Source organism: Paraburkholderia sp. BL17N1 (assembly GCF_003634175.1).
Lineage (GTDB): Bacteria > Pseudomonadota > Gammaproteobacteria > Burkholderiales > Burkholderiaceae > Paraburkholderia.
The window spans coordinates 696,911-721,466 of the sequence record NZ_RBIW01000001.1 but is presented as its reverse complement, the minus strand read 5'-3'; the positions used below and the strand labels follow the sequence as shown (position 1 = coordinate 721,466).

The window sequence follows — 24,556 nt, the reverse complement described above, 5'->3', positions numbered from 1 at the left end:
ATGCGGTGAGAGCGAACTCGTGGCGTTCGCTCTCCGAAACGGCATGAAGGGTGGCGAGACATCCACCCGCCAACGAACAGCTAAGCCGCCAGCATTTCCTTCGCATGCTTGCGCGTGGTCGGCGTGATCTCCAAACCGCCGAGCATGCGCGCGACTTCTTCGACGCGGCTTGCCTTGTCGAGCGAGGTCACGCTGCTGACCGTGCCGCCCTTGCCGTTGCCCGCTTTCGCCACCTGGAAGTGGTGGTCGCCGCGCGCGGCCACTTGCGGCAAGTGCGTCACACACAACACCTGGCGCTGCTGGCCGAGCTGATGCAGAAGCCGTCCGACCACTTCGGCGACGCCCCCGCCGATGCCCGTGTCCACTTCGTCGAAGATCAGCGTGGGTGTCGGGCTGGCGGCGCTGGCAATGACCGCGAGCGCGAGGCTGATCCGCGCCAGTTCCCCGCCTGAGGCGACTTTCGCGAGCGGTCGCAGCGGCACGCCGGCATGACCGGCGACGCGGAATTCGACCTGTTCGAGCCCATGCGCGCCGCCTTCGGGCAGCGGCACCAATGCGACTTCGAAGCTGCCGCCTTTCATCGACAGTTCCTGCATGCCGGTTGTGACCGCCGCGCCCAGCGCCTTGCCGGCCTTGGCGCGCGCCTTCGAGAGTTTCTTCGCTTCGGTCAGGAAGGCTTCCTTGGCCTTGGCTTCGGCGGCGTGCAGGCTGTCGAGGTCGGCGGCCGCGTCGAGCGCGGCCAGTTGCGCGCGACGCGCCTCGTGTTCCTCAGGCAACGTTTCCGGCTGCAGACGAAACTTGCGCGCTGCCGAGTGCAACGCGTCGAGACGCTTTTCGACTTGCGCCAGCCGCTCCGGATCGAGTTCGAGCTTTTGCGCGTAGTGGCTCAGCGAATAAGCCGCTTCCTGCAACTGGATTTCGGCGGGTTCCAGCGCGGCCAGCACGTCGTTCAAGGCCGGGTCGATCTCCGCCAGATCGCGCACCTTCGAGACGATCGAGGCAAGATGCGTAATCATCGCCTCGTCCGATTCGGACAGCGCGCCAAGCGCGCCTTGCACGCCGTCGATCAGATTGGCCGAATGCGACAGCCGCCGGTGCTCGGCGTTGACGTCTTCCCACTCGCCCGGTTGCGGCGCGAGCTTGTCCAGTTCAGTGAGTTGCCAGGCGAGACGCTCGCGTTCGAGTTGCAGTTCACGGTCGCGCGTTTGCGCGTGCTCGACCGCCTGAATCTTTTCGCGCCACGCGCGCCATGCCCGTGTGACGCTTGCCGCGGTGTCCGACAGGCCCGCATGGGTGTCGAACAGTTCGCGTTGTGCGTCGGGACGCATCAGTAATTGGTGCGCGTGCTGGCCATGAATATCCACCAGCATTTCGCCGACCTCACGCAACTGCGCGAGCGTCGCCGCGGTGCCGTTGATAAAGGCCCGCGAGCGGCCGTTGGCATCCACCACGCGCCGCAGCATGACCGTGCCGCCATGATGGCCGTCGTCGCCGGTCGTGCCGAGCGCCTGCTCGTCGAGCCATTGCTCGAGCTGCGCATGAGTCTCGAACTCCGCGGTGATGTCGGCGCGGCTTTCGCCGGTGCGCACGACGTTCGCATCGGCGCGCGCGCCGAGCGCGAGCGCCAGCGCGTCGATCAGGATCGACTTGCCGGCGCCGGTTTCGCCGGAGAAAACAGTGAAGCCGCTGTCGAATTCGAGATCGAGCGCGGCGACGATGACGAAGTCGCGTATCGAGAGGTGGCGAAGCATGGAGGTCGTCTGGTGAGCTTGATGTTCGGGTTTCGGCCGCGGCGGCGTTCGCGTTCCGGATTTCTTGCCGCTCAGGGCTTGGGATCTTCTTCGTGCGACGGGTATTCGTTCCAGTGCAGCTTCTTGCGCAGCGTGGTAAAGAAGCTGTAGCCGACCGGATGCAGCATGGGCACCGTATGACGCGAGCGGCGCACCTCGATCGTGTCGCCCAGCTCGAGCGAGGTGAACGACTGCATGTCGAAATTCACGTTCACTTCGCGCCCGGAAACAATCTGGATGCTCACCTTCGAGTCGTCCGGCAGCACGATCGGCCGGTTCGACAGCGCATGCGGCGCGATCGGCACCAGCACGATACCTTGCAATTGCGGATGCAGAATCGGCCCTTGCGACGACAGCGCATAAGCGGTCGAACCGGTGGGCGTGGCCACGATCAGACCGTCCGAGCGCTGGTTGTACATGAAGCGGCCGTCCACCGAGACATGCAGCTCCGCCATGCCCGAGAAGCCGCTGCGGTTGACCACCACGTCGTTGAAGGCGAGCGCGTGATAGATCGGATTGCCGCCGCGCATGATGCGCGCTTCGAGCAGCACGCGTTCCTCGCGCTCGAAATTGCCCGAGAGCATTTGCGGCACGATCTCGCGCATGTCGGAGATCGGGATGTCGGTGATGAAGCCGAGCCGCCCGTGGTTGATGCCGATCAACGGCGTGCGGTATGGCGCCAGCTGGCGGCCGATGCCGAGCATGGTGCCGTCGCCGCCCAGCACGACCGCAACGTCGGCGCGCGCGCCGATCTCGGCGGGACGCAGCGCCGGATAGTCGGTCACGCCGATCTCGGCGGCGGTGTCGGCTTCGAATACGATCTCGAAGCCGCGCTTCGCGATGCACGAGGCGAGCGCGGTCAACGGCTCGGCGATGCCCGGCGTGTTGTTGCGCCCGACGAGCGCGACGGTCTTGAACTGGCTGGTCACTTGCATGCCGGCATTACACCATAGGTAGGGCCTGAAAAGAACCGCAGACAGACCCGGTAGCGGGCCGGCGCGCGCGGGCTGTCAGCACATCTCGCGATTGTCGTTAGAATGGTGAAGCCTTGATGACATGTGCGCCGGTTAAAGTGCGGCGGGGTGCCGGCAGCCGGGCCGCCCAGAAGGTGGCTCGCAAGGCGGTCGGCAAAGCGCCGGGCGGAACGCCGGCTCGCAGGCCGGACCGAAGGCAGAGCGCCGCTTTGGCAAACGGCGGCGCGTTCGTCAGGGATGGGCGCCCCTAGCGCTCGCGGTAGTCGTGCCATTGAGCTAAAATTTTCCCTCATGCTAGATCCTCGCGCACAAACCCTCCTCAAAACGCTGATCGAGCGCTACATCGCCGAAGGTCAGCCGGTCGGCTCGCGCACGTTGTCGCGCTATTCGGGCCTCGAACTGAGTCCCGCAACGATCCGCAACGTGATGTCCGACCTCGAGGACCTGGGGCTCGTGATCAGTCCGCATACTTCCGCGGGCCGCATTCCCACACCGCGTGGTTACCGCCTGTTCGTGGACACCATGCTCACCGTGGAGTCCGCCGCGGACGAAGAAGCCGTGACGCGTACGGTCAAGACTACGCTGCAGGCAGGCGAGCCGCAGAAAATCGTTGCGGCGGCGGCCAGCGTGCTGTCCAACCTGTCGCAGTTCGCCGGGGTGGTGCTCACGCCGCGGCGCAGCCACGTGTTCAAGCAGATCGAGTTCATGCGTTTGTCGGACAAGCGCATTCTGCTGATCATCGTGACGCCCGAAGGCGACGTGCAGAACCGCATCATGGCAACTCAGCGCGACTTCTCGCCCTCGCAACTGGTCGAAGCCTCGAACTACATCAACGCGCACTTCGCGGGCCTTTCGTTCGACGACGTGCGGCGCCGTCTGCGCGAAGAAATCGACGAACTGCGCGGCGACATGACCACGCTCATGCACGCCGCCGTCACGGCCAGCACGGACGAATCGGACACGGGCGAAACCGTGCTGATTTCCGGCGAGCGCAATCTGCTCGAAGTGGCCGACCTTTCGTCGGACATGGCGCGCTTGCGCAAGCTGTTCGATGTGTTCGATCAAAAAACCAGTCTCCTTCAGTTGCTCGACGTGTCGAGTCACGCGGCGGGCGTGCAGATTTTCATCGGCGGCGAGTCGAATCTCGTACCGATCGAGGAAATGAGCGTAGTCACCGCGCCGTACGAGGTGAACGGCAAGATCGTCGGCACGCTCGGCGTGATCGGGCCGACCCGCATGGCCTACAACCGCGTGATCCCGATCGTGGATATCACCGCGCGCCTGCTCTCGCTGACCCTCAGCCAGCAGTAAACGGCTTCGACTCCTGGCCGCAGCCGCGGCTGGCTGCTGCTCCTGCTGCAAATAATGCGTGACGGCGCGCGGCTTGCCAATTGGCCGAATGGCCAGGGGTGTGCGGCGGACCAGTGCATGAACCGCGCCGCTATAATGAATCCCACCTCAACCGACTCTCCGCCAACACCGGTGCCTTGCTGCCTATGCGCTTCGACCTCGAGCGGCCCTCACAGAACGCCAGTTCACACCGTGTCGCCGTGCTGCTGATCAATCTCGGCACGCCCGACGCGCCGACGCCGCGCGCGGTACGCCGCTATCTCGCGCAGTTTCTGTCCGATCCGCGCGTAGTCGAAATTCCGGCGCTGCTCTGGCAGATCATTTTGCGGTTGCTGATTTTGCCGATTCGGGGCGTCGCCTCGGCCAAGAAGTACGCTGCGGTGTGGATGCCGGAGGGCTCGCCGCTGCGCGTTCATACAGAAAAGCAGGTGGAAGGCCTGCGCCATCTGTTGCAACTGAATGACTACACAGTGCTGGTCGACTACGCGATGCGCTATGGCACACCGGGTATCCCGGCCATGCTGAACCAGCTCAAGCTGGCGGGCGCCGAGCGCGTACTGTTGATGCCCATGTATCCGCAGTACTCGTCCTCGACCACCGCCACCGCGTTCGACGACGCCTTTTCGGCGCTCAAGCGCATGCGCAATCAGCCGGAAATCCGCACGGTGCGCCAGTACGCCGATCATCCGGCCTACATTGCGGCGCTTGCCGCCCAGGTGCATCACTACTGGCATCAGCACGGCCGGCCGGATTTCGCCGCGGGCGACAAGCTGGTGCTGAGTTTCCACGGGGTGCCCAAGCGCACGCTGGATCTCGGCGACCCTTACCACGAGCAATGTCAGCAAACCGGCGCGCTGCTGATGCAGGCGCTCGAACTGACGCAGGTGGAATGCCGGATCACGTTCCAGTCGCGTTTCGGCAAGGCCGAATGGTTGCAGCCGTACACGGCGCCCACGTTGAAGGAACTGGGTGCGGCGGGCGTGCGGCGCGCCGACGTGTTCTGTCCAGGCTTCACGGCCGATTGCCTTGAAACCATTGAGGAAATCGGCATGGAAGTGCGCGACGAATTCCTCCATGCGGGCGGCAAGGATTTTCATCGGATTCCCTGCCTCAATGCCTCGCAGGCGTGGATCGCCGCACTGGGCGAAATCGTTGCGCAGAACCTGCAGGGCTGGCCAGTTCAGGCGTTGCCGGTGCCACATACGACAGGAGCTTGACCCGGCTCATGAACTACAGGATTGCAACTGACCCGGGCGCGAAGTTGCGCATCGACAAATGGCTCTGGGCGGCGCGCTTCTTCAAGACGCGCTCGCTCGCGGCGGACGCCGTCGAAAAAGGGCATGTGCGGATTGGCGGCGCCAGCGTCAAGCCGGCTAAAGACGTGCGGGTCGGCGACCTGGTCGAAATTGAGATCGAGCGGATTGTGTGGCAGGTGGAGGTGCTGGGCGTGTGCGACGTGCGCGGCCCGGCGAGCGTCGCGCAAACGCTTTATGCGGAAACCGAAGAGAGCAGGGTGAAGCGGCAGGTCGAACAGGAGCGGCGCAAGACGTATCGCGAACCGGCGGCCGCCTTGCACGGCCGGCCGACCAAACGCGACAGGCGCACTATCGACAAACTTTCAGGTGGGGGTTGAACAGCTGTTCCATGGTCGCGTGCACGCCGCCGTATTCGGTAGTGTGGTCGTTGACGGCCCCGGACATGCAGATGGTCGTGGTGCCCGCAATCAGAACCAATGCGACCACCGAGATTGCAAAGGTCAGTTTCACGGTACTCCCCTCAGGAAGGTTCAGGATAAAGACGGGCGAATCAGGTGGGAATTGCAATAAATCGGAAAGGTTGACGTCAGATTAGGGTTAACGCGTCTTTTCCGATGCTTTAATGGAGCATAGGCCACTTGCCGATTGCACTCAATCTCAATCTGATTGCGCAGCAAAAATGGTTGTAACCGGGCATTTCCACCACCCATCCCTGGTGCGAAAAGATCAGGGAGAACCGCTTGAAATGGCTGTTCCCGGCCTCATCTGCCGTTTTGATTTGCGGTGACTCGCGAAGTTGTCTGTCGCGATTTTGCAACGCACAAACCACGCCAGGTTGGATGTGTTGCCTGCCACCGCTGGCTTTTACCTCGCTTTCACCCATTTAACGACTTTCAGCGACATGGAAAACACGCAAGAGAACCCGACGAGCCAGAATCCCACGCCCGCCGACGAAACCGCGCGCCAGGCCGCCGAGGCCGCAGCACCCCAGCAGGAAGCGGCGGCCAACGCCGCGACCGATTCGCCGGTCAACGCAGAGCAGACGGCCCTGGCCGAAGCTGAAGCGAAGATCGCCGAGTTGCAGGAGAGTTTTCTGCGGGCCAAGGCTGAGACCGAAAACGTCCGCCGCCGCGCTCAGGAAGACGTCGCCAAGGCGCACAAGTTTGCTATCGAGAGTTTCGCTGAGCATCTGCTGCCGGTGATCGACAGTCTCGAGGCAGCGGTCGCCCACTCGTCCGACGATCTGCAGAAGGTGCGCGAAGGCGTCGAACTCACGCTGCGTCAGCTCACCGGCGCGCTCGAGAAGGGCCGCGTCGTCGCCCTGAATCCGGTTGGCGAGAAGTTCGACCCGCACCGTCATCAGGCCATTTCCATGGTGCCGGCCGAGCAGGAGCCGAACACCGTGGTGGCCGTGCTGCAGAAGGGCTTCGTGATTGCCGATCGCGTACTGCGTCCGGCGCTCGTGACCGTCGCCGCACCGAAGTAAGCGCCAGAAGGCGAGGCAAGTTGTCTCGTCCGGCGGGTGGCCGCCATGGCTGACCTTCCCGTCGATGCTGCCGCGCTCGGCCTCTAGGGGAACCACAGCAACGTTGACGGACATCCCGGACCGGGCCGGCGCTTCATCGTGCAGTGCTTGCCCACGCGGTTCTTCTACCGCGGCAAGCGGCCCAGTTGGTGAGGCCTCAAGTCAAGGCTTAAGGAATTCGCAGTCGCGTTTCGCGGCCACGCCAGAGAAGATTCGGGCGGGCAAAACGGCCGACGCCACGAGCGTCGCTCAGGCCGATGGAACAAATTCGGGCAAAAGTTCGCCCGATTGAAAAAAATTAAAGACCGCATCGTAAAAGAGGTCTTGAAAACGATGCGGACGCACTTATGTTGAGTGCAGGTATGAATTGAGAGCGGATCGCCTTACCGCCAGCAGGCAAACAAGGCGATTCCCGCAGCGATCAAAGTTAGGAGATTGGAAAACATGGGCAAAATCATCGGCATCGACCTCGGCACGACCAACTCGTGTGTGGCGATCATGGAAGGCAATTCGGTCAAGGTGATCGAGAACTCGGAAGGCGCGCGCACCACGCCGTCGATCATCGCTTACATGGAAGACGGCGAGATTCTCGTCGGCGCGCCTGCGAAGCGTCAGTCGGTCACGAACCCGAAGAACACGCTGTACGCGGTCAAGCGCCTGATCGGCCGCCGCTTCGAAGAAAAAGAAGTTCAGAAAGACATCGCGCTGATGCCGTACAAGATCATGAAAGCCGATAACGGCGACGCATGGATCGAAGTGCGCGATCAGAAGCTCGCGCCGCCGCAAATCTCGGCGGAAACGCTGCGCAAGATGAAGAAGACCGCTGAAGATTATCTCGGCGAGCCGGTCACCGAAGCCGTGATCACGGTTCCCGCGTACTTCAACGACAGCCAGCGTCAGGCTACCAAAGATGCGGGCCGCATCGCCGGTCTGGAAGTGAAGCGCATCATCAACGAACCGACCGCAGCCGCTCTGGCATTCGGTCTGGACAAGGCCGAAAAGGGCGACCGCAAGATCGCGGTGTATGACCTGGGCGGCGGTACGTTCGACGTGTCGATCATTGAAATCGCTGACGTCGACGGTGAAATGCAGTTCGAAGTGCTCTCCACGAACGGCGATACGTTCCTGGGCGGCGAAGACTTCGACCAGCGCATCATCGATTACATCATTGCCGAGTTCAAGAAGGAACAAGGCGTCGATCTGTCGAAAGACGTGCTCGCGCTGCAACGCCTGAAGGAATCGGCTGAAAAGGCGAAGATCGAACTGTCGTCGAGCCAGCAAACCGAAATCAACCTGCCGTACATCACGGCCGACGCGTCGGGTCCGAAGCACTTGAACCTGAAAATCACGCGCGCCAAGCTGGAAGCGCTGGTTGAAGAACTGATCGAACGCACGATCGAGCCGTGCCGCGTGGCGATCAAGGACGCGGGCGTGAAGGTCGGCGAAATCGACGACGTGATTCTGGTTGGCGGTATGACCCGCATGCCGAAGGTGCAGGAAAAGGTCAAGGAGTTCTTCGGCAAGGATCCGCGCCGTGACGTGAACCCGGACGAAGCCGTGGCCGTGGGCGCCGCGATTCAAGGTCAGGTTCTGTCGGGCGACCGTAAAGACGTTCTGCTGCTCGACGTGACCCCGCTGTCGCTCGGCATCGAAACGCTCGGCGGCGTGATGACGAAGATGATCAACAAGAACACCACGATCCCGACCAAGCACGCACAGATCTACTCGACGGCTGACGACAATCAGGGCGCCGTGACGATCAAGGTGTTCCAGGGCGAACGCGAAATGGCGGCCGGCAACAAGCTGCTGGGCGAGTTCAATCTGGAAGGCATTCCGCCGGCACCGCGCGGCACGCCGCAGATCGAAGTGAGCTTCGACATCGACGCGAACGGCATTCTGCACGTCGGCGCGAAAGACAAGGCGACCGGCAAGGAAAACCGTATCACGATCAAGGCGAACTCGGGTCTGTCCGAAGCCGAAATCGAGAAGATGGTGAAGGACGCCGAAGCGAACGCTGAAGAAGATCACAAACTGCGTGAACTGGCCGATGCCCGCAACCAGGGCGACGCGCTGGTCCACAGCACGAAGAAGGCGCTCACCGAATACGGCGACAAGCTGGAAGCTGCCGAGAAGGAAAAGATCGAAGCCGCGCTGAAGGACCTCGAAGAAACGCTGAAGAGCGGTTCGAGCGACAAGGCCGCGATCGAAGCCAAGATCGAAGTGGTTGCCACCGCCTCGCAGAAGATGGGCGAGAAGATGTACGCAGACATGCAGGCTGCGCAAGGCGCGGAAGCGGCTGCAGCGGGCGCGGCAGGCGCGGGTGCAACGGCTGGTGGCGCAAGCCAGCAGCAGGACGACGTGGTCGACGCCGAGTTCAAGGAAGTCAAGAAAGACTAAAGCCAGGTCGTCTTTCGACCGTAAAGCCGCACACAGCCTTGTGTGCGGCCCGGCTGCACCGAGACTGCGCCTGCATTGTCAAACGGCGGGACAGCAAACGTGCAAGAGCGGTTATCTCGCCTGGCGAGCCTTTTAGGCTCTCCGGGCACATTTGTTTTATGGAGGGCGTTGTTTTGAGCCGCATTCAGGCGGCGTGAAACAGCGGCCGGACGAGTCGTGAGACTCCAGCATTCAAGAGGAGCCACCGTGCGCATTGCGCGAGTGGCGTTGAACCGATATGGCGAAACGGGATTACTACGAGGTTCTGGGCGTCGCAAAGAACGCGAGCGACGACGAAATCAAGAAGGCTTATCGCAAGCTGGCGATGAAGCACCACCCCGACCGCAATCCGGGCAACAAGGATGCGGAAGGGCATTTCAAAGAGGTGAAGGAAGCCTATGAAATGCTCTCGGACTCGCAAAAGCGTGCCGCGTACGATCAGTACGGCCACGCGGGCGTCGATCCGAACATGGGCGGTGCCGGGGCGCAAGGCTTCGGCGGTTTTGCCGACGCATTCGGCGATATTTTCGGCGACATCTTCGGCCAGGCGGCCGGTGGCGCCGCACGCGGCGGCGGCGGCCGCGCCGGTCCGCAGGTGTATCGCGGCGCCGACTTGCGCTACAGCATGGAAATCACGCTGGAGCAGGCCGCACACGGTTACGACACGCAGATTCGCGTGCCAAGCTGGGTCTCGTGCGAAATCTGCCATGGTTCGGGCGCCAAACCCGGCACCAAGCCGGAAACCTGCCCGACCTGCAGCGGTTCGGGTTCGGTGCGGATGTCGCAAGGCTTTTTCAGCATTCAGCAAACCTGCCCGAAGTGTCACGGCACCGGCACCTACATTCCTGACCCGTGCGCGCACTGCCACGGCGCGGGCAAGGTGAAGGAAACCAAGACGCTGGAAGTGAAGATCCCGGCAGGTATCGACGACGGCATGCGGATCCGTTCCGCCGGCAACGGCGAGCCGGGTATCAACGGCGGTCCGTCGGGCGATCTGTACGTCGAGATTCACATCAAGCAGCACTCGGTGTTCGAGCGCGACGGCGACGATCTGCATTGCCAGATGCCGATTCCGTTCACCACTGCGGCGCTCGGCGGCGAAATCGAAGTGCCGACGCTCGCGGGCCGCGCCAGCTTTACCGTGCCGGAAGGCACGCAGTCGGGCAAGACGTTCCGTCTGCGTGGCAAGGGCATCAAGGGGCTGCGTTCGAGCATTGCCGGCGATCTGTACGTGCACGTGCAAGTCGAAACGCCGGTCAAACTCACCGAGCCGCAACGCGATCTGCTCAAGCAGTTCGAAAAGGCGCTGGTCGAGGGCGGCTCGCGGCATAGCCCGCAAAGCAAGAGCTGGTTCGACCGGGTGAAGAGCTTCTTCGATTAATGGCGGTTTGAAGTTGGCGGTAGGTATGACGGCAGATGAGCGCGGCGCGGTTTTCGCGTTGCTCGACGATTGCGACGCCACGGCGGCGCGCCGTTTGAGTCGTCTGTACACGGGTTTTGTGCATGAACGGGTATGTGCGAACGCCGCACAGCTCGAAGCCGTGTGCGAAACCGTGGCAGCGCAGACGCAACGTGGTTTGCATGCCGTCGTGCTCGCCGACTATGAGTTCGGCCGGCATCTTCTCGACTCGGAAGCACACCGGTCTCTGAAAACGCAGCGTGGCGATGCCACGCTGCGTTTTTTATTGTTCGAACGTTGCGAGAAGCTCAGTCGTGAAGAGGTCGACGCATGGCTCATGGCGCGCGATGAAGGCGCGGCCGAGCCGTCGGTGGCGGGTACGGCCAACGTGCGCGCAAGCGTCGACCCCGAGCAGTTCAACGCTGCGATCGACGCGATTCACGCGGCCCTGCGCGCCGGCGATTCCTATCAGGTCAACTACACGTATCGGCTCGGCTTCGATGTATTCGGCTCGCCGGCCGCGCTCTATCGGCGGTTGAGGGCGCGTCAGCCGGTGCCGTTTGGCGCGCTGATCTCGCTGCCTGACGACCGGTGGGTGCTGTCGTGCTCACCGGAACTCTTCATCGAAAAGCACGGCGCGATGTTGCGTGCGCGGCCGATGAAAGGCACCGCCCCGCGCTCGGACGATCCCACGGCGGACCGGCGCGCTGCGGAATTCCTCGGCAACGATCCGAAGAATCGCGCCGAAAACGTGATGATCGTCGATCTGTTGCGCAATGATCTGTCGCGGGTGGCGCAAACGGGTTCGGTCAAGGTGCCGGCGCTGTTCTCGGTGGAACCGTATGCGTCGGTGTGGCAAATGACCTCGACGGTGGAGGCGACGCTCAAGCCCGCCACGTCGTTCGCCCAGACGTTGCGCGCGCTGTTCCCCTGCGGCTCGATCACCGGCGCGCCGAAGCATCGCACGATGCAGTTGATCGATGAACTCGAGAGCACGCCGCGCGGGCTCTATACCGGCGCGATTGGTTGGCTGGACGCGCCTTCAGCCGCTACCAGCAAAACTGACGCAGCCGCGTCTCAAGCAAACCAGTCCGACTGCGGCGACTTTTGCCTGTCCGTCGCGATTCGCACGCTGACGTTGAGCCCGTCGAAGCAAACCAGTCAACTGGAAGGAAAGATGGGCGTCGGCGCGGGTATCGTGCTCGACAGCGTCGCCGCCGACGAATACGCGGAGTGCCAATTGAAGGCCAGCTTTCTGACCGGCGCCGAGCCGGGTTTCGAGCTATTCGAAACGATGTATGCGACGCGCGAAGAGGGCGTTCGGCATCTGTCGCGCCATCTCGCGCGACTCTCGTCGAGCGCCGCGACACTCGGCTTCAAACTCGACGACACAAACGTCATTAGCGCGGAGATCGCGGCGAAGTGCGCGTCGCTACCCGCGCGCACACCGCATCGCATGCGGCTCGCGCTGAGCAAGAACGGCACGATCCAGATCACGGCCGCGGTGTTGACGCCGTTAGCCGGATCGACCGTCGGCGTGCTGCTCGGACCCGATCACGGATTCTCGACAACCGACGCCGCCGACCCGCTGCTGCTCCACAAAACCACGCGCCGCGCCGACTACGATCGCGGCTGGCGCGAAGCTGAAGCAGCGGGCGCATTCGACACGTTGTTCTTCAACACGCAAGGCGAGCTGACCGAAGGTGGCCGCTCGAATGTGTTTGTGAAACTGGCTGGACGCTGGTGGACGCCGTCGCTTGCGTCGGGCGTGCTGCCCGGCGTGATGCGCGGCGTTCTGCTCGATGACGCTTCGGAGCTACAGGCGGGCGAACGTGTACTGACCCGAACCGATCTGCAAAATGCCGAAGCGCTAATGGTGTGCAATGCACTGCGAGGCGCAATGCCGGCGCGAATCGTGGACTGATAAAGGCGAGAGCGCGAAGCCGCTAACGGCGACAAACAGAACGCGACGTAGGGTCGCGGGCCGCGCCTCAACTATGAAATACACGCAACAACCGAGACATCAAGACGTTCAACCGCGCATGCCAAGCGGATTCGCGCACGTCATGCGGCGCGGTGGCGTGGTCGCGGATTTCCGCGACGTCGATCAGACAAAAAGGGCTCATGGTGGTCTCTCCTCGGCTCACGGTCAGGCCGCATAAACAAGAAGACGAAGATAGACCACCGGCTTTGCATGCGATATCGGAGAGGTCTCAAAACGGGCACGAAGATGCCCGTTCTACCGCATTCTCTATCGCTTGAAACTCAGAAAGTATGCTCCGGCCCGGGAAACGAACCATCCTTCACCGCCGCCACATACGCTTCCACAGCCGCCAGAATACTCGGCTGCCCTTGCATGAAATCCTTCACGAAGCGCGGCCGTTTGCCGGGGAAAATGCCCAGCATGTCGTGCAGCACCAGCACCTGACCCGAGCAGTCCAGGCCCGCGCCGATGCCGATCGTCGGAATACGCAATTGCTTCGTGACGTCGCTTGCGAGCAGTGTCGGAATCGCTTCCATCACGATCAATTGCGCGCCGGCCTGCTGCACGGCGAGCGAGTCGCGCATCAACTGGGTGGCGCCCGCTTCGGTTTTGCCCTGCACCTTGAAGCCGCCGAACGCATGCACGGATTGCGGCGTCAGACCGACGTGCGCGCACACGGGAATCGAGCGCTCCACCAGGAAGCGCACCGTGTCCGCGAGCCATTCGCCGCCCTCGAGTTTCACCATCTGTGCGCCGGCGCGCATCAACTCCACCGAGCTTCTGAACGCGTCTTCCCGCGTGCCGTAGGAGCCGAACGGCAAGTCGGCCACGATCAGCGCCGCGGGCCGCGCGCGCGCCACGCTAGCCGTGTGGTACGCGATGTCGGCGAGCGCCACGGGCAGCGTGGTGGTCTGGCCTTGCAGCACATTGCCGAGCGAATCGCCGATCAACAGCACGTCGACGCCCGCACGATCCAGCAGCGCGGCGAAGCTCGCGTCGTAGCAGGTGAGCATGGCGATTTTTTCGCCGGCATCGCGCATTGCCTGCAGTTTCGGCACGGTGACGGCGTTCCGGCTCGCTTCCTGCAAATAGGTCATGGGGTCAATCCGTTGAGAAAAGAGAGGTGGCCGCGCCGCTTACAGCGACGTGCCTTTGACAAAGAATTCCTTGCGGCCGCGCATGGTTTCGATGCGTTCGGCGAGTAGCGCAAGGTCCGCGTCCGAGTCGAGCGGATTCAGATGTTCGGCGTTGACCGTCAGCACCGGCGTGCGGTCGTAGTGATAGAAAAACTCGTTGTACGCGTCGCACAGGGCGTGCAGGTACGCGTCGGAAATCTGCAGTTCCATGGGCACCGCGCGCTTCTGGATGCGCGCGAACAGCACTTCCGGGCTCGCCTGCAGATAGACCACGAAGTCTGGAGCCGGCGCGCTGACATCGATCCGCGCAGCGAGCGCGCGATACAACTGCCACTCGTCTTCCTGCAGCGTCAGACGCGCGAAGATATCGTTCTTCTGCGTCATGAAATCGGCGACCAGCGGCGTGCCCGATACGTGCGCCGCGCTCACGTCCTGAGCTTGCTGCGCGCGCTGCAAGGCGAAGTGCAATTGCGTGGGCAAAGCGTACCGCGCGGTGTCGCGATAAAAGCGTTCGAGAAAGGGATTGTCCTGCGGCCGTTCGAACAGTTCCTGCATCGACCAGCGTTGCGCGAGGCGCCGTGCGAGGGAGGTCTTGCCGACGCCGATCGGCCCTTCGATCGCGAGATAGCCGAACGGAGGCCGCAGTTGCGGCGCGGTGACGGTGAGCGGCGTTGAATTCATTCGCAACGGCCTTTAGGAGCGGTGCTCTTGCCTGCGGCCAATGCATTGAGCATGGGACATTGGCAAGGCCCTTTCACTTTCTCGATGCGCTGATCGCTCACACGGCTGAGCAGCGCTTCCGCGCGGCCGTGTTGCGGGATCACGAGTGCGGGATCGATCTCGACGAGCGGCACCAGCGCGAAAGCGCGTTCGATCAAACGCGGGTGCGGCACGATCAGATCGGCTTCGTCGATCGATTGATCGCCGAACAGCAGGATGTCCAGATCGAGCGTGCGCGGTGCATTGCGAAACGGCCGCTCGCGGCCGAACTGATGCTCGATCTTGTGACAGAGCGCAAGCAGATGCCGTACGGGGAGCGTCGTCTCGATCTGCACGACGCAGTTGAAATAATCGTCGCCGCCCGCGTCGATCGGGGCAGTGCGATACAGGCTCGACTTGGCGAGCACGGTGATGGTGTGCTGTTGTGCGAGGCACACCACCGCGTCTTTCAGGGTCTGGCGCGCGTCCCCGAGATTCGCGCCGAGGCCGAGATAAGCAACCGTCATGGCATAACTTCCTGCAACTATCGTTCGACGGCAACAGCGAACGCTATATCAGTCTTCGTGCGAGCCGTCATGGCCTGCGTCGTCGGCTGTGCGTTCGGCTGGCGTGCCGCCCTCCAATCCGTCCCCCGGCTTGCGGTTTCTACCGCTACTGCTGCGCCGCCGTCGTTTTCTGGGGCTTCGGTCCTTCCCGCCTTGCGTGAGCAATGCCTCACGCGCGGCGATGTCTCCTTCTATGAACTCCGTCCACCACGCACCGACCGACTCATCGAGTTCGCCCGATTCGCAGCGCAACAGGAGGAAATCATACCCCGCTCTAAATCTTTGGTGTTCCAGCAGCTTCAGCGCACTTCTTCCCGAGCGTTTTTCGAGGCGCAGCTGCAGGCCCCAGATCTCGCGCATATCCGACGAGAAGCGCTTGTGGATCGCGAGTTTCTCCGTTTGCATGTCGAGGACGTCGTCCATCGCGCGATGCAGTGCGGGGACCGGATATTCGCCGTTCGCTTCAAATTTCTGCCAGCGCTGCTGTACGTCGTGCCACAACAGCGTAGCGAACAGGAAGCCCGGCGAAACCGGCTTGCCGGCGCGCACGCGGGCATCCGTATTGTTTAGCGCGAGCGTGATGAATTTTTCGCCGATGGGCTGCTCCAGCACCACGTCGAGCAAGGGCAGCAGGCCGTGATGCAGGCCTTCCTGGCGCAGGCGTTTCAAGCATGCGAGCGCATGGCCCGACAGCATCAGCTTGAGCATCTCGTCGAACAGACGCGCGGCGGGCACGTTGTTGATCAGATCGGCCATGTTGGCGATCGGCTCGCGGGTGCTGTCCTCGATCTCGAAGTCGAGCTTCGCGGCAAAACGCACCACGCGCAGCATGCGCACCGGATCTTCACGATAACGCGTGGCCGGGTCGCCGATCATGCGCAACAGACGCGCGCGCATGTCGGCCATGCCGTTGTGATAGTCCAGCACGGTTTGCGTGGCCGGATCGTAGTACATCGCGTTGATCGTGAAGTCGCGGCGCGTGGCGTCTTCGTGCTGCTCGCCCCACACGTTGTCGCGCAGCACGCGGCCGCTTGCGTCCACCGCGTGGGTGCGGCGGTCGAGCTCGTCGCGCTTCAGGCGGCGCGCCGGAGGCGCGTCGGCCGCGGGCGGATCGACCAGTGCGCGGAATGTCGACGTCTCGATGATTTCCTGACCGAACTGCACGTGCACGATCTGAAACCGCCGGCCGATGATGCGCGCGCGGCGGAACAGCTTTTGCACCTGTTCGGGCGTGGCGTCCGTGGCGACGTCGAAGTCTTTCGGCTTGATGCCGAGCAGCAGATCGCGCACCGCGCCGCCGACGATGAACGCGCGGTGCCCCGCCTGTTGCAGACCTTCGGTCACGCGAATCGCGTTTCTCGAGATCAGCGCCTGGTCGATGCCATGCACGTCGTGCGGAATGATGACCGGCACGTCCGGATCGCGCACGGTTTTCACGGGCGCGGCGGAGCGAGCGGGCTTGCGGCGCGCTTTACTCGCGCTCGACGTTGTGCGCGCCGGTGCGCTGCCGGTTTCGTCTGCTTCGGCTTCGGCGGGCAGGCTCTCGTCAGCGGGCGCTGAATCCTGGCCGAATAGTTTGCGGATAAATTTTTTGATCACGAGGGTTGGAAGAGTTCGAGGATGCGCCAGCCTTTGGCCTGCGCATGGGCGCGCAATGTGTCGTCGGGATTCGTAGCGATTGGGTCGGTGACTTTTTCGAGCAGCGGAATGTCGTTGTGCGAGTCGCTATAGAAAAAGCTGTGCTCGAAGTCGCTCCACGTCTTGCCGAGCGAGGCGAGCCACGCTTCGGTGCGCACGATCTTGCCTTCCTTGTAGCTGGGCGTGCCGGTGGGGCGGCCGGTGTATGGCGAATGCCGCTCGCCGTCGACGGTTTCCGCTTCGCAGGCGATCAGCGCGTCGACGCCGAATGCCTGAGCGATCGGGCGGGTGATGAATTCGTTGGTGGCGGTCACCACGCAGCACAGGTCGCCGGCTTCGCGGTGCTGCTTCACCAGTTCCAGCGCGACGGGGAAAATGGCCGGCTTGATGACTTCGTGCATGTACTGCGCGTGAAAGTCGGCGAGTTGCGCGCGCGTGTACTTCGACAGCGGCGTGAGCATCGCGATCAGATAGGCGTGAATGTCGAGCTTGCCGGCTTTGTAGTCGGCGAAAAAGCGGTCGTTTTCACGGGCGAAATTTTCGGCGTCGACCATGCCGTGTTTCACCATGAAGCGGCCCCATTCGTGGTCGCTGTCGGTGGGGATGAGCGTGTGGTCGAGATCGAAGAGTGCGAGGTTAGCCATGGGGGCCTATTTTACTTGAAGCGGCGGACGACGCGGATGAGGCCGCCGAGCTCGGCCCGGCGCGCCGTTCTTCGACGCCGGGCGAAGCGAGCATGGTACGCAATAGCGGCAGGGTGACCGCGCGTTTCTGTTCGAGCGAGAAGCGGTCGAGCGCGTCGAGCAGCGCCATCAGACTGGGCATGTCGCGCCGAAAATGCGTGAGCAGGTAGGCCGGCACGTCGTCGGCGAGCATGATGCCGCGCTCGCGCGCCGCGTGTTTGAGCACCGCGGCCTTGCCTTCGTCCGGCAGCGGCGCGAGATGGAACACGAGGCCCCAGCCGAGGCGCGTGCGCAAATCCTCGCGCACCGTCATGCCGATCGGCGGCGCGTTGCCCGCGGCGACCAATGCGCTGGTGGGATGCGCGCGCACTTCGTTGAACAGGTTGAAGACGGCGATCTGCTGCGCGGCCGAGAGGCCGTCGCAATCGTCGATCGCATAGAGCGCGACGCGCGGGTCGAAGCTGAACGCGGCGAGGCTGCTTTGCGGACCAGCGAAACGCGCGTGCCCCGGCGACGCTTCGTGCACGAGCGCCTGCAACAGGTGCGTGCGGCCACTGCCGGACTCGCCCCACAGGTAGAACGTGCGATCGGCGACCGGCCCGGCTGCGAGCGCGTTTTCGAGTTCGCGCAGGCGCGTGACCAGCTCGGCGTTGGCGCCGGCGAAGAAATTGTCGAATGTCGATGGCGGCGGGGTGCCGAGATCGAGCGTCAGTTGACGAAGCACAGTAGGTGAATGCCGAAAAGGAGGCTTGGGCCGCAAATGGCCGTATGACGGGCCGAAATAGTCAAGGATCAGTCAGTTGTTATAAAGCGTGCTCGTCAGATAGCTTTGCCGCAACTCGCGCACGGCGACCGACAGAATCGCGCTGACCGGCAACGCCAGCAATACACCGAAAAAGCCGAACAGCTGCCCGAACGCGAGCAACGCGAAAATCACCGCGAGCGGGTGCAGTCCGATCCGTTCGCCCACCAGCCGCGGCGTGAGAAAAAAGCTCTCCAGGATCTGGCCGACGCCGTAAATCAGCGCGACCGCGCCGAAGCCGTACCAGTCGCCGAATTGCAGCAGTGCCGCGAGCAGCGCCAGTGCAAGGCCGGTTGCAAAACCGATGTACGGGATGAACACCGCGAGTCCCGTAAAAATACCGACCGGCAACGCGATCTCGAAGCGCGCAATGGTCAGCGCCACCGCGTAAAACACCGCCAGCACGCCCATCACGAGTAACTGGCCACGCAGGTATTGCGACAGCATCTGGTCCATGTCACGCGCCAGTTGCAGCGTCTTGTCGAGCCAGCGGCGCGGCACGACAACCTGCGCACGCGCGAGCATGCGGTTCCAGTCGTACAGCAGATAGAACAGCACGAGCGGCACCAGCACCACGTTGCCGACCACCGTCATCATCAGGTTGCTGCTCGTGCGGATGTAGGTCCAGGCGTAAACCGCAACGGTTTGCGCGCTGCCTTCAAGTTGCCCCATGACGAGGTCGCGCAGACTGGCGAAATCGAGCGAATCGGCGAGTCCCAGCATGGCCAGCTTGGGTTGCAGCCAGGCGTTCACGTGTGCAAAGAGTACAGGCACCTGTTGTTTGAGTTGCGGCGCTTCTTTCTGGATGACCGCCAGAACCAGCAGCACGAGCAGCGTCATCACGAGCGTGAACAGCAGCATCATCAGCAAGGCGGCCAGACCGCGCGGCACGCGCCGCCGCACCATCCACGCCACGCCAGGCTGCAGAATGTACGCGAGAATCGCGCCGAGCAGAAATGGCGTGAGAACCGGGCTCAGCAGCCAGAGCAAAATGCCGACGCCGAGCGCGATAGCCAGCCATATAAAGGCGCGGCGCTGAACAGGCGTCAGTATCGAAGAGTTCTCTTGCAAGGTTTGTTTCCCAGGTGTCGTCGCGACCGGATCATTGAGGGTGATGCAAATTCCAGCCAGTCGGCCGGCAACTCTGTATGGGGCCGGAGTAAGCGCTGAAGCGCCAACTCCGGGCCGGCATCGGGTAAAATCGCATTTTACCGACCTTCGAGCTCTTCCCCATGAATCAACCGAAATCCGCCCCGAATTCAACTGATTCGGCCCAAGGTCTGTCGTATCGCGACGCCGGCGTGGACATCGACGCGGGCGACGCCCTGGTCGACGCGATCAAGCCATTTGCCAAAAAGACGATGCGCGACGGCGTGCTGGGCGGCATCGGCGGGTTCGGCGCGCTGTTCGAAGTGCCGAAGAAATACAAGGAGCCGGTGCTGGTGTCCGGCACCGACGGCGTCGGCACCAAGCTGCGTCTCGCGTTTCAACTGAACAAACACGACACCGTCGGCCAGGATCTGGTGGCGATGAGCGTGAACGACATTCTCGTTCAAGGTGCCGAGCCGCTGTTCTTCCTCGACTATTTCGCCTGCGGCAAGCTGGACGTCGGCACGGCGGCGACGGTCGTGAAGGGTATCGCGCACGGCTGCGAACTGTCGGGCTGCGCGCTGATCGGCGGCGAGACGGCGGAAATGCCGGGCATGTATCCCGACGGCGAGTACGATCTGGCCGGTTTCGCGGTCGGCGCGGTTGAAAAGAGCAAGATTATCGACGGCAGCACCATTGCCCCCGGAGACGTGGTGCTGGGCCTGGCTTCGAGCGGCATCCATTCGAATGGGTTTTCGCTGGTGCGCAAGATCATCGAGCGCGCGCAGCCGGATCTGAACGCGGATTTCGACGGCCGTTCGCTCGCCGACGCGTTGATGGCGCCCACGCATATTTATGTGAAGCCGCTGCTGGCGCTGATGCAGCAGATCGCCGTCAAGGGCATGGCGCACATCACGGGTGGCGGACTGGTCGAGAACATTCCCCGCGTGTTGCGTGAAGGCCTGACGGCTGAACTGGATCACCGTGGCTGGCCGTTGCCGCCGCTGTTCTCGTGGCTGCAAAAGCACGGCGGCGTGGCGGATGCGGAAATGCATCGCGTGTTCAACTGCGGTATCGGTATGGCGGTGGTTGTATCGGCTGCTGATGCCGATGCGGCAATCGGTCTGCTGTCGGCTGCCGGCGAGCAAGTCTGGAAGATTGGCGTGATTCGCGAAAGCGCCGCTGGTGAAGCTCAGACGGTCGTGGTCTAAAAGGCTTGTGCGACCGCGCGGCGTGGGACTAGCTGGCGCCGCGCGGTTCAAGGCTTTCACGAATCAAAGTTTCAAAGCAACGTTTCAATCGCTTCAAGCACCCGCGCCGTCGCGTGCGGATCGCAGCAATCCACCACCACCCGCTCTGGCATGCTTCGCAGCCATGTGAGCTGTCGCTTGCACAACTGGCGCGTCGCGAAGACGCCTTTGTCGCGCATGGTCGAATAGTCGATGGCGCCATCCAGATACTCCCAGACTTGCCGGTAGCCCACGCAACGCATGGACGGCATCTCGGGCAATAAGTCGCCGCGTTCGCGCAACTTCACCACTTCATCGACGAAACCGCCGGCCAGCATCGCATCGAAGCGCTTCTCAATGCGCGCATGCAGCACGCTGCGATCGGACGGCTCCAGTGCAATCGGCACGAAGCGCCACGCGGCCGCGGTGTCGTCCTGTGGGGCGGGCGCGGCCAGTAAAGCGGACATGGCCTGTCCTGTCAGCATGAAAATTTCGAGCGCCCGCTGAATCCGTTGGGAATCGTTCGGCGCCAGCCGCGCGGCCGTCTCAGGATCGACCACGGCAAGCCGTGCATGCAGGGCCGGCCAGCCTTCGCGCGCGGCCTCGGCGTCGAGCGTGGCGCGCACATCCGCGTCGGCGGTGGGCAGATCGTTGAGCCCTTGCGTGAGTGCCTTGTAGTACAGCATGGTCCCGCCGACCAGCAACGGCAGCCGCCCGCGCGCGTGGATCTCGCCGGTCAGCCGTAAAGTGTCGGCGCGAAACTGTGCGGCGGAATAGGCGTCGGTGGGATCGATGATATCGATCAGATGATGCGGCGCCACCGCGCGTTCCTCAGCGGTTGGCTTGGCCGTGCCGATATCCATCTCGCGATAGACCAGCGCCGAATCGACACTGATGATTTCCACCGGGCGCCGTGCGGCGAGCGCCAGCGCGGCAGCCGTTTTGCCGGATGCGGTCGGGCCCAGCAGACACGGCACGACCGTGGGTATGCGCGACGTCATGTGCGCGGTCATGGGCAAGCGGTTGCGGGTCGAAGCGGCGTCACGTCATTGACCACGCATGAACAGCCGATCGAGATCGGACAGCGTCAACTGATACCACGTGGGACGCCCGTGATTGCATTGATCGGCGCGCTCGGTGGCTTCCATCTGACGCAGCAGCGCGTTCATTTCATCGAGCGTCAAACGACGATTCGCGCGCACCGCGTGATGGCAGGCGAGCGTGCCGAGCATCTCGTGCTGACGTTCGGTCAACACGCGCGAGCCGCCGAACGCGTGCAGGTCGGCGAGAACCGCGCGCGCCAGCGCCTGCAGATCGGCGTCTTTCAGCAGCGCCGGCACGGCGCGGATCGCGAGCGTGGTGGGCGACAGCACGGCGAGGTCGAAACCGAGCGCATCGAGCGTGTCGCGTTCTTCTTCCACGGTGCCGATTTCGATCGGGTCCGCCTGCATCGATTGCGGGATCAGCAGCGGCTGCACGGCAATCGTGCGATCGGCCAGCGCGTTCTTGAACTGCTCGTACAGAATGCGTTCGTGCGCGGCGTGCATGTCGACGATCACCAGACCGTGCGCGTTCTGCGCCAGCACATAGATGCCATGAATCTGGCCGAGGGCGAAGCCGAGCGGCTGCTCATCGGCGGCGTGGAACGTAGGCGCCGGATAAGGCGCGGACGCGTTGTACGGCGATGGCGATTCGCCGGCCGAATCGCGCGCCTCGAACAGCGTGGCGCCTTCAGCCGTACCGGCGTTGGTGTCTTTGCGGCCGAAGAGCGCGTCGTAAAACGCGAGCGGTTGCGCGACCGGCAGCGTGCCCTGCGTCATGCGCGCCTGGCGCGTCCAAGTATTGCCCGCCTGCTGCGACGACGAGCCGAAGCCGCCGCCCGATGCGCCACCCAAGCCGCCCACGCGGTTGCCCGCACCGAAAGCGACGCCGCCGATGCCCGCGCCACCCAACGGCGTCGCGCCAAACGAAGCCGGTCCGCCAACGGAAGGCTCGAGATGTGCCGCATGCCCGCCCGCCGTCGTTTCCGGCGATGCGCCCGCATGCCGCGCCAGCGCGCGCTGCACGGCGTGGAAGACGAACTGGTGGATCGAACGCGAATCGCGGAATCGCACTTCGATCTTCGACGGATGCACGTTCACGTCGACCGCTTCAGGCGGCAGATCGAGGAACAGCACATAGGATGGATAGCGCTCGCCGTGCAGGACATCTTCATAAGCGGCGCGCACGGCGTGCGTGAGCAGCTTGTCGCGCACAAAGCGGCCGTTGACGAAGAAATACTGCTGATCGGCGCGCCCGCGGCTCGCGGTCGGCAAACCCGCGCAACCGTACACGGCCAGCGGTCCGGCGGATTCGTCGAGCGGCAAATGGGCTGTCGCGAACGTTTCGCCGAGAATCTTCGCGACCCGCACCGGCGGCTCGCTGGCGTTCCAGTGCTCGACCGCCTTGCCGTTATGCAGCACCGAAATCGCGACATCCGGCCGCGCCAGCGCCGCGCGGCGAATCTGTTCGAGACAATGGCCGAGTTCGGTCTGCTCGCTCTTCAGAAATTTGCGGCGCGCCGGCGTGTTGAAGTACAACTCGCGGACTTCGATTGTGGTGCCCCGAGTGCCGGCTGCGGGGCTCAGCACGCCGGTTTCCGCATCCACCCGCACCGCGTGCGCCGCGTCGGCCGTGCGGCTCGTGATGGTCATCTGCGCGACCGACGCAATCGAGGCCAGCGCCTCGCCGCGAAACCCCAGCGTGGCGACCGCTTCCAGTTCGGCAAGCGAGCGGATTTTGCTGGTGGCGTGGCGCATCAGCGCGAGCACGAGTTCGTTCTCGGGGATGCCGCAGCCGTCGTCGGTGATCGAGATGCGCTTGACGCCGCCTTCGTCGAGCAGGATGCGCAGCGACTGCGCGCCCGCATCGAGGGCATTTTCCAGCAGTTCCTTGACGACCGAAGCCGGCCGCTCCACCACTTCGCCGGCGGCGATCTGACTGATCAACTGGTCGGGAAGGGGTTGGATCGCGCGCAACGGGCGTGGGGTGGGCGCGGCGGCGGAAATCGCGGCCGCGGCATCGAGGCCAGCAGGCGTTTCGGAGAATTCGGACATGGCGAAATTATAGCGATTCGGCGCGGCAAGCCCGCAACGCGCGCAAGCACACTCACGCGGGGGGAGATTTTTAATTGTGGCCGGGCACTTTCTGTATCATGACGCGGTCAATTTCCGGCGGCGAGTGAGCGCTGGCCGCCATCGCTAACAGGCCTGGTCACACGGCTGTTTATTGCCATCGTCACATTCGCTTCATAAAGGATTCTCTTTGGACACGTTGCTACATTTCGTCAACCTTGTCTTGCACATCGACAAGTTCCTCGGAGACTTCATTCATGTCTACGGCGCCTGGGTCTACGCAGTGCTGTTTCTGATCGTGTTCTGCGAAACCGGGCTCGTGATCCTGCCGTTTCTGCCGGGTGATTCGCTGCTGTTCATCGGCGGCGCTTTTTGCGCGACCGGCGAAATGAACCTTGGGTTGCTGATCGTGCTGCTGCTCGTGGCGGCCATTGCGGGCAATACCGTCAACTACATGATCGGACGAGCCATCGGGCCGCGGGTTTTCAATTCGCACATTCCGTTTCTCGAACGCTTTCTCGATCGCAGCGCGCTGCAGAAGACGCACAATTTCTACGAGAAGCATGGCGGCAAAACCATCGTGCTGGCGCGTTTCATTCCGGTGGTGCGGACCTTCGCGCCGTTCGTTGCGGGTGCATCGGAAATGACCGTGAGCCGGTTCCAGTTGTTCAACTTTGCCGGCGCATTCTTCTGGGTGTTGCTGCTGACGTTGCTCGGCTACTTCTTCGGCAACATTCCGTTTATCCGTCAGTATCTGAATGTGATCGTGCTGGTGGGTATCGGCGCGGCGGTCGTGCCCGTCCTGCTCGGGGCGTTGTGGAAGATGATGCGCAAGAACACGTCGAATGCGAGTAACCGCTGAGGTTTTCACGCTAGAGGTATCCAGA

General features: G+C 63.1%; 21 protein-coding genes. 9 read left to right on the top strand and 12 right to left on the bottom strand.

Annotated elements, in window-relative coordinates; genetic code table 11:
* Positions 1–80: 80 nt before the first annotated feature.
* Complete coding sequence (gene recN, locus B0G82_RS03120; RefSeq protein WP_121306619.1) at positions 81–1,751, bottom strand: DNA repair protein RecN; 1,671 nt, start codon at positions 1,749–1,751, stop codon at positions 81–83.
* 71 nt (positions 1,752–1,822) lie between these two features.
* Positions 1,823–2,725 (bottom strand): NAD kinase, encoded by a 903-nt coding sequence (locus B0G82_RS03115; protein ID WP_106284495.1) that lies wholly within the window; start codon positions 2,723–2,725, stop codon positions 1,823–1,825.
* Between the two features lie 330 nt (positions 2,726–3,055).
* On the opposite strand from B0G82_RS03115, the gene hrcA reads away from it, so the two are divergent.
* The 3 genes from hrcA to B0G82_RS03100 all read left to right on the top strand — a co-directional run bounded on the left by hrcA (position 3,056) and on the right by B0G82_RS03100 (position 5,747).
* Positions 3,056–4,075: a heat-inducible transcriptional repressor HrcA gene (hrcA, locus tag B0G82_RS03110; RefSeq protein WP_106284494.1), complete on the top strand. Its 1,020-nt coding sequence runs from the start codon at positions 3,056–3,058 to the stop codon at positions 4,073–4,075.
* A 185-nt stretch (positions 4,076–4,260) separates the two neighbouring features.
* Positions 4,261–5,331 (top strand): ferrochelatase, encoded by a 1,071-nt coding sequence (hemH, locus tag B0G82_RS03105; RefSeq protein WP_121306618.1) that lies wholly within the window; start codon positions 4,261–4,263, stop codon positions 5,329–5,331.
* An 8-nt stretch (positions 5,332–5,339) separates the two neighbouring features.
* Positions 5,340–5,747: an RNA-binding S4 domain-containing protein gene (locus tag B0G82_RS03100; RefSeq protein ID WP_121306617.1), complete on the top strand. Its 408-nt coding sequence runs from the start codon at positions 5,340–5,342 to the stop codon at positions 5,745–5,747.
* Here the strand turns inward: B0G82_RS03100 and B0G82_RS39970 are convergent.
* Entirely contained in the window at positions 5,719–5,880 is a 162-nt protein-coding gene (locus B0G82_RS39970; RefSeq protein WP_012431795.1) for a hypothetical protein, read from the bottom strand. The two genes, B0G82_RS03100 and B0G82_RS39970, sit on opposite strands and share 29 nt — an antisense overlap.
* Before the next feature lie 391 nt (positions 5,881–6,271).
* Here B0G82_RS39970 and grpE point away from each other — a divergent pair, with 391 nt between their 5' ends.
* The 4 genes from grpE to pabB all read left to right on the top strand — a co-directional run bounded on the left by grpE (position 6,272) and on the right by pabB (position 12,654).
* Positions 6,272–6,856: a nucleotide exchange factor GrpE gene (gene grpE / locus B0G82_RS03090; protein WP_106284490.1), complete on the top strand. Its 585-nt coding sequence runs from the start codon at positions 6,272–6,274 to the stop codon at positions 6,854–6,856.
* Positions 6,857–7,339: 483 nt separating this feature from the next.
* Positions 7,340–9,292: a molecular chaperone DnaK gene (gene dnaK, locus B0G82_RS03085; RefSeq protein ID WP_121306616.1), complete on the top strand. Its 1,953-nt coding sequence runs from the start codon at positions 7,340–7,342 to the stop codon at positions 9,290–9,292.
* A 277-nt stretch (positions 9,293–9,569) separates the two neighbouring features.
* Positions 9,570–10,712, top strand: coding sequence for a molecular chaperone DnaJ (gene dnaJ / locus B0G82_RS03080; protein ID WP_106284488.1), 1,143 nt, complete (start codon positions 9,570–9,572; stop codon positions 10,710–10,712).
* Positions 10,713–10,737: 25 nt separating this feature from the next.
* Complete coding sequence (gene pabB, locus B0G82_RS03075; RefSeq protein WP_121306615.1) at positions 10,738–12,654, top strand: aminodeoxychorismate synthase component I; 1,917 nt, start codon at positions 10,738–10,740, stop codon at positions 12,652–12,654.
* 341 nt (positions 12,655–12,995) lie between these two features.
* Here pabB and panB read toward each other — a convergent pair whose 3' ends face one another.
* The 7 genes from panB to B0G82_RS03040 form a co-directional block, all read right to left on the bottom strand.
* Entirely contained in the window at positions 12,996–13,811 is an 816-nt protein-coding gene (gene panB, locus B0G82_RS03070) for a 3-methyl-2-oxobutanoate hydroxymethyltransferase (RefSeq protein ID WP_106284486.1), read from the bottom strand.
* 39 nt (positions 13,812–13,850) lie between these two features.
* Positions 13,851–14,531 (bottom strand): deoxynucleoside kinase, encoded by a 681-nt coding sequence (locus B0G82_RS03065; protein ID WP_116119017.1) that lies wholly within the window; start codon positions 14,529–14,531, stop codon positions 13,851–13,853.
* Positions 14,528–15,076, bottom strand: coding sequence for a 2-amino-4-hydroxy-6-hydroxymethyldihydropteridine diphosphokinase (gene folK, locus B0G82_RS03060; RefSeq protein WP_121306614.1), 549 nt, complete (start codon positions 15,074–15,076; stop codon positions 14,528–14,530). Before folK ends, B0G82_RS03065 begins: the two co-directional genes overlap by 4 nt.
* A 48-nt stretch (positions 15,077–15,124) precedes the next feature.
* Complete coding sequence (gene pcnB / locus B0G82_RS03055; protein ID WP_116119018.1) at positions 15,125–16,714, bottom strand: polynucleotide adenylyltransferase PcnB; 1,590 nt, start codon at positions 16,712–16,714, stop codon at positions 15,125–15,127.
* A complete protein-coding gene (locus B0G82_RS03050) occupies positions 16,711–17,397 on the bottom strand; it encodes an HAD family hydrolase (RefSeq protein ID WP_116142833.1) in 687 nt (228 codons plus the stop codon). Before B0G82_RS03050 ends, pcnB begins: the two co-directional genes overlap by 4 nt.
* Entirely contained in the window at positions 17,390–18,160 is a 771-nt protein-coding gene (hda, locus tag B0G82_RS03045; RefSeq protein ID WP_121306613.1) for a DnaA regulatory inactivator Hda, read from the bottom strand. Before hda ends, B0G82_RS03050 begins: the two co-directional genes overlap by 8 nt.
* A 72-nt stretch (positions 18,161–18,232) precedes the next feature.
* A complete protein-coding gene (locus B0G82_RS03040) occupies positions 18,233–19,309 on the bottom strand; it encodes an AI-2E family transporter (protein WP_121306612.1) in 1,077 nt (358 codons plus the stop codon).
* A gap of 161 nt (positions 19,310–19,470) precedes the next feature.
* Here B0G82_RS03040 and purM point away from each other — a divergent pair, with 161 nt between their 5' ends.
* On the top strand, positions 19,471–20,538 hold the full coding sequence (gene purM, locus B0G82_RS03035; protein ID WP_012431808.1) for a phosphoribosylformylglycinamidine cyclo-ligase: 1,068 nt from the start codon (positions 19,471–19,473) through the stop codon (positions 20,536–20,538).
* Positions 20,539–20,609: 71 nt separating this feature from the next.
* On the opposite strand, the gene miaA is transcribed toward purM, so the two are convergent.
* Together miaA and mutL are read right to left on the bottom strand one after the other, a co-directional pair.
* The gene (miaA, locus tag B0G82_RS03030) at positions 20,610–21,557 is read right to left on the bottom strand and encodes a tRNA (adenosine(37)-N6)-dimethylallyltransferase MiaA (protein ID WP_121308598.1); all 948 of its coding nucleotides are present in this window, start codon (positions 21,555–21,557) and stop codon (positions 20,610–20,612) included.
* Positions 21,558–21,602: 45 nt separating this feature from the next.
* A complete protein-coding gene (gene mutL, locus B0G82_RS03025) occupies positions 21,603–23,651 on the bottom strand; it encodes a DNA mismatch repair endonuclease MutL (RefSeq protein WP_121306611.1) in 2,049 nt (682 codons plus the stop codon).
* A 208-nt stretch (positions 23,652–23,859) separates the two neighbouring features.
* On the opposite strand from mutL, the gene B0G82_RS03020 reads away from it, so the two are divergent.
* Complete coding sequence (locus B0G82_RS03020; RefSeq protein WP_121306610.1) at positions 23,860–24,531, top strand: DedA family protein; 672 nt, start codon at positions 23,860–23,862, stop codon at positions 24,529–24,531.
* Positions 24,532–24,556: the final 25 nt, after the last annotated feature.

Bases quoted from the DNA above. Each gene is read 5' to 3' on its own strand.
- recN (WP_121306619.1), bottom strand. From the start codon at position 1,751: ATGCTTCGCCACCTCTCGATACGCGACTTCGTCATCGTCGCCGCGCTC.
- B0G82_RS03115 (WP_106284495.1), bottom strand. From the start codon at position 2,725: ATGCAAGTGACCAGCCAGTTCAAGACCGTCGCGCTCGTCGGGCGCAAC.
- hrcA (WP_106284494.1), top strand. From the start codon at position 3,056: ATGCTAGATCCTCGCGCACAAACCCTCCTCAAAACGCTGATCGAGCGC.
- hemH (WP_121306618.1), top strand. From the start codon at position 4,261: ATGCGCTTCGACCTCGAGCGGCCCTCACAGAACGCCAGTTCACACCGT.
- B0G82_RS03100 (WP_121306617.1), top strand. From the start codon at position 5,340: ATGAACTACAGGATTGCAACTGACCCGGGCGCGAAGTTGCGCATCGAC.
- grpE (WP_106284490.1), top strand. From the start codon at position 6,272: ATGGAAAACACGCAAGAGAACCCGACGAGCCAGAATCCCACGCCCGCC.
- dnaK (WP_121306616.1), top strand. From the start codon at position 7,340: ATGGGCAAAATCATCGGCATCGACCTCGGCACGACCAACTCGTGTGTG.
- dnaJ (WP_106284488.1), top strand. From the start codon at position 9,570: ATGGCGAAACGGGATTACTACGAGGTTCTGGGCGTCGCAAAGAACGCG.
- pabB (WP_121306615.1), top strand. From the start codon at position 10,738: ATGACGGCAGATGAGCGCGGCGCGGTTTTCGCGTTGCTCGACGATTGC.
- panB (WP_106284486.1), bottom strand. From the start codon at position 13,811: ATGACCTATTTGCAGGAAGCGAGCCGGAACGCCGTCACCGTGCCGAAA.
- B0G82_RS03065 (WP_116119017.1), bottom strand. From the start codon at position 14,531: ATGAATTCAACGCCGCTCACCGTCACCGCGCCGCAACTGCGGCCTCCG.
- folK (WP_121306614.1), bottom strand. From the start codon at position 15,076: ATGACGGTTGCTTATCTCGGCCTCGGCGCGAATCTCGGGGACGCGCGC.
- B0G82_RS03050 (WP_116142833.1), bottom strand. From the start codon at position 17,397: ATGGCTAACCTCGCACTCTTCGATCTCGACCACACGCTCATCCCCACC.
- purM (WP_012431808.1), top strand. From the start codon at position 19,471: ATGAATCAACCGAAATCCGCCCCGAATTCAACTGATTCGGCCCAAGGT.
- miaA (WP_121308598.1), bottom strand. From the start codon at position 21,557: ATGACGTCGCGCATACCCACGGTCGTGCCGTGTCTGCTGGGCCCGACC.
- mutL (WP_121306611.1), bottom strand. From the start codon at position 23,651: ATGTCCGAATTCTCCGAAACGCCTGCTGGCCTCGATGCCGCGGCCGCG.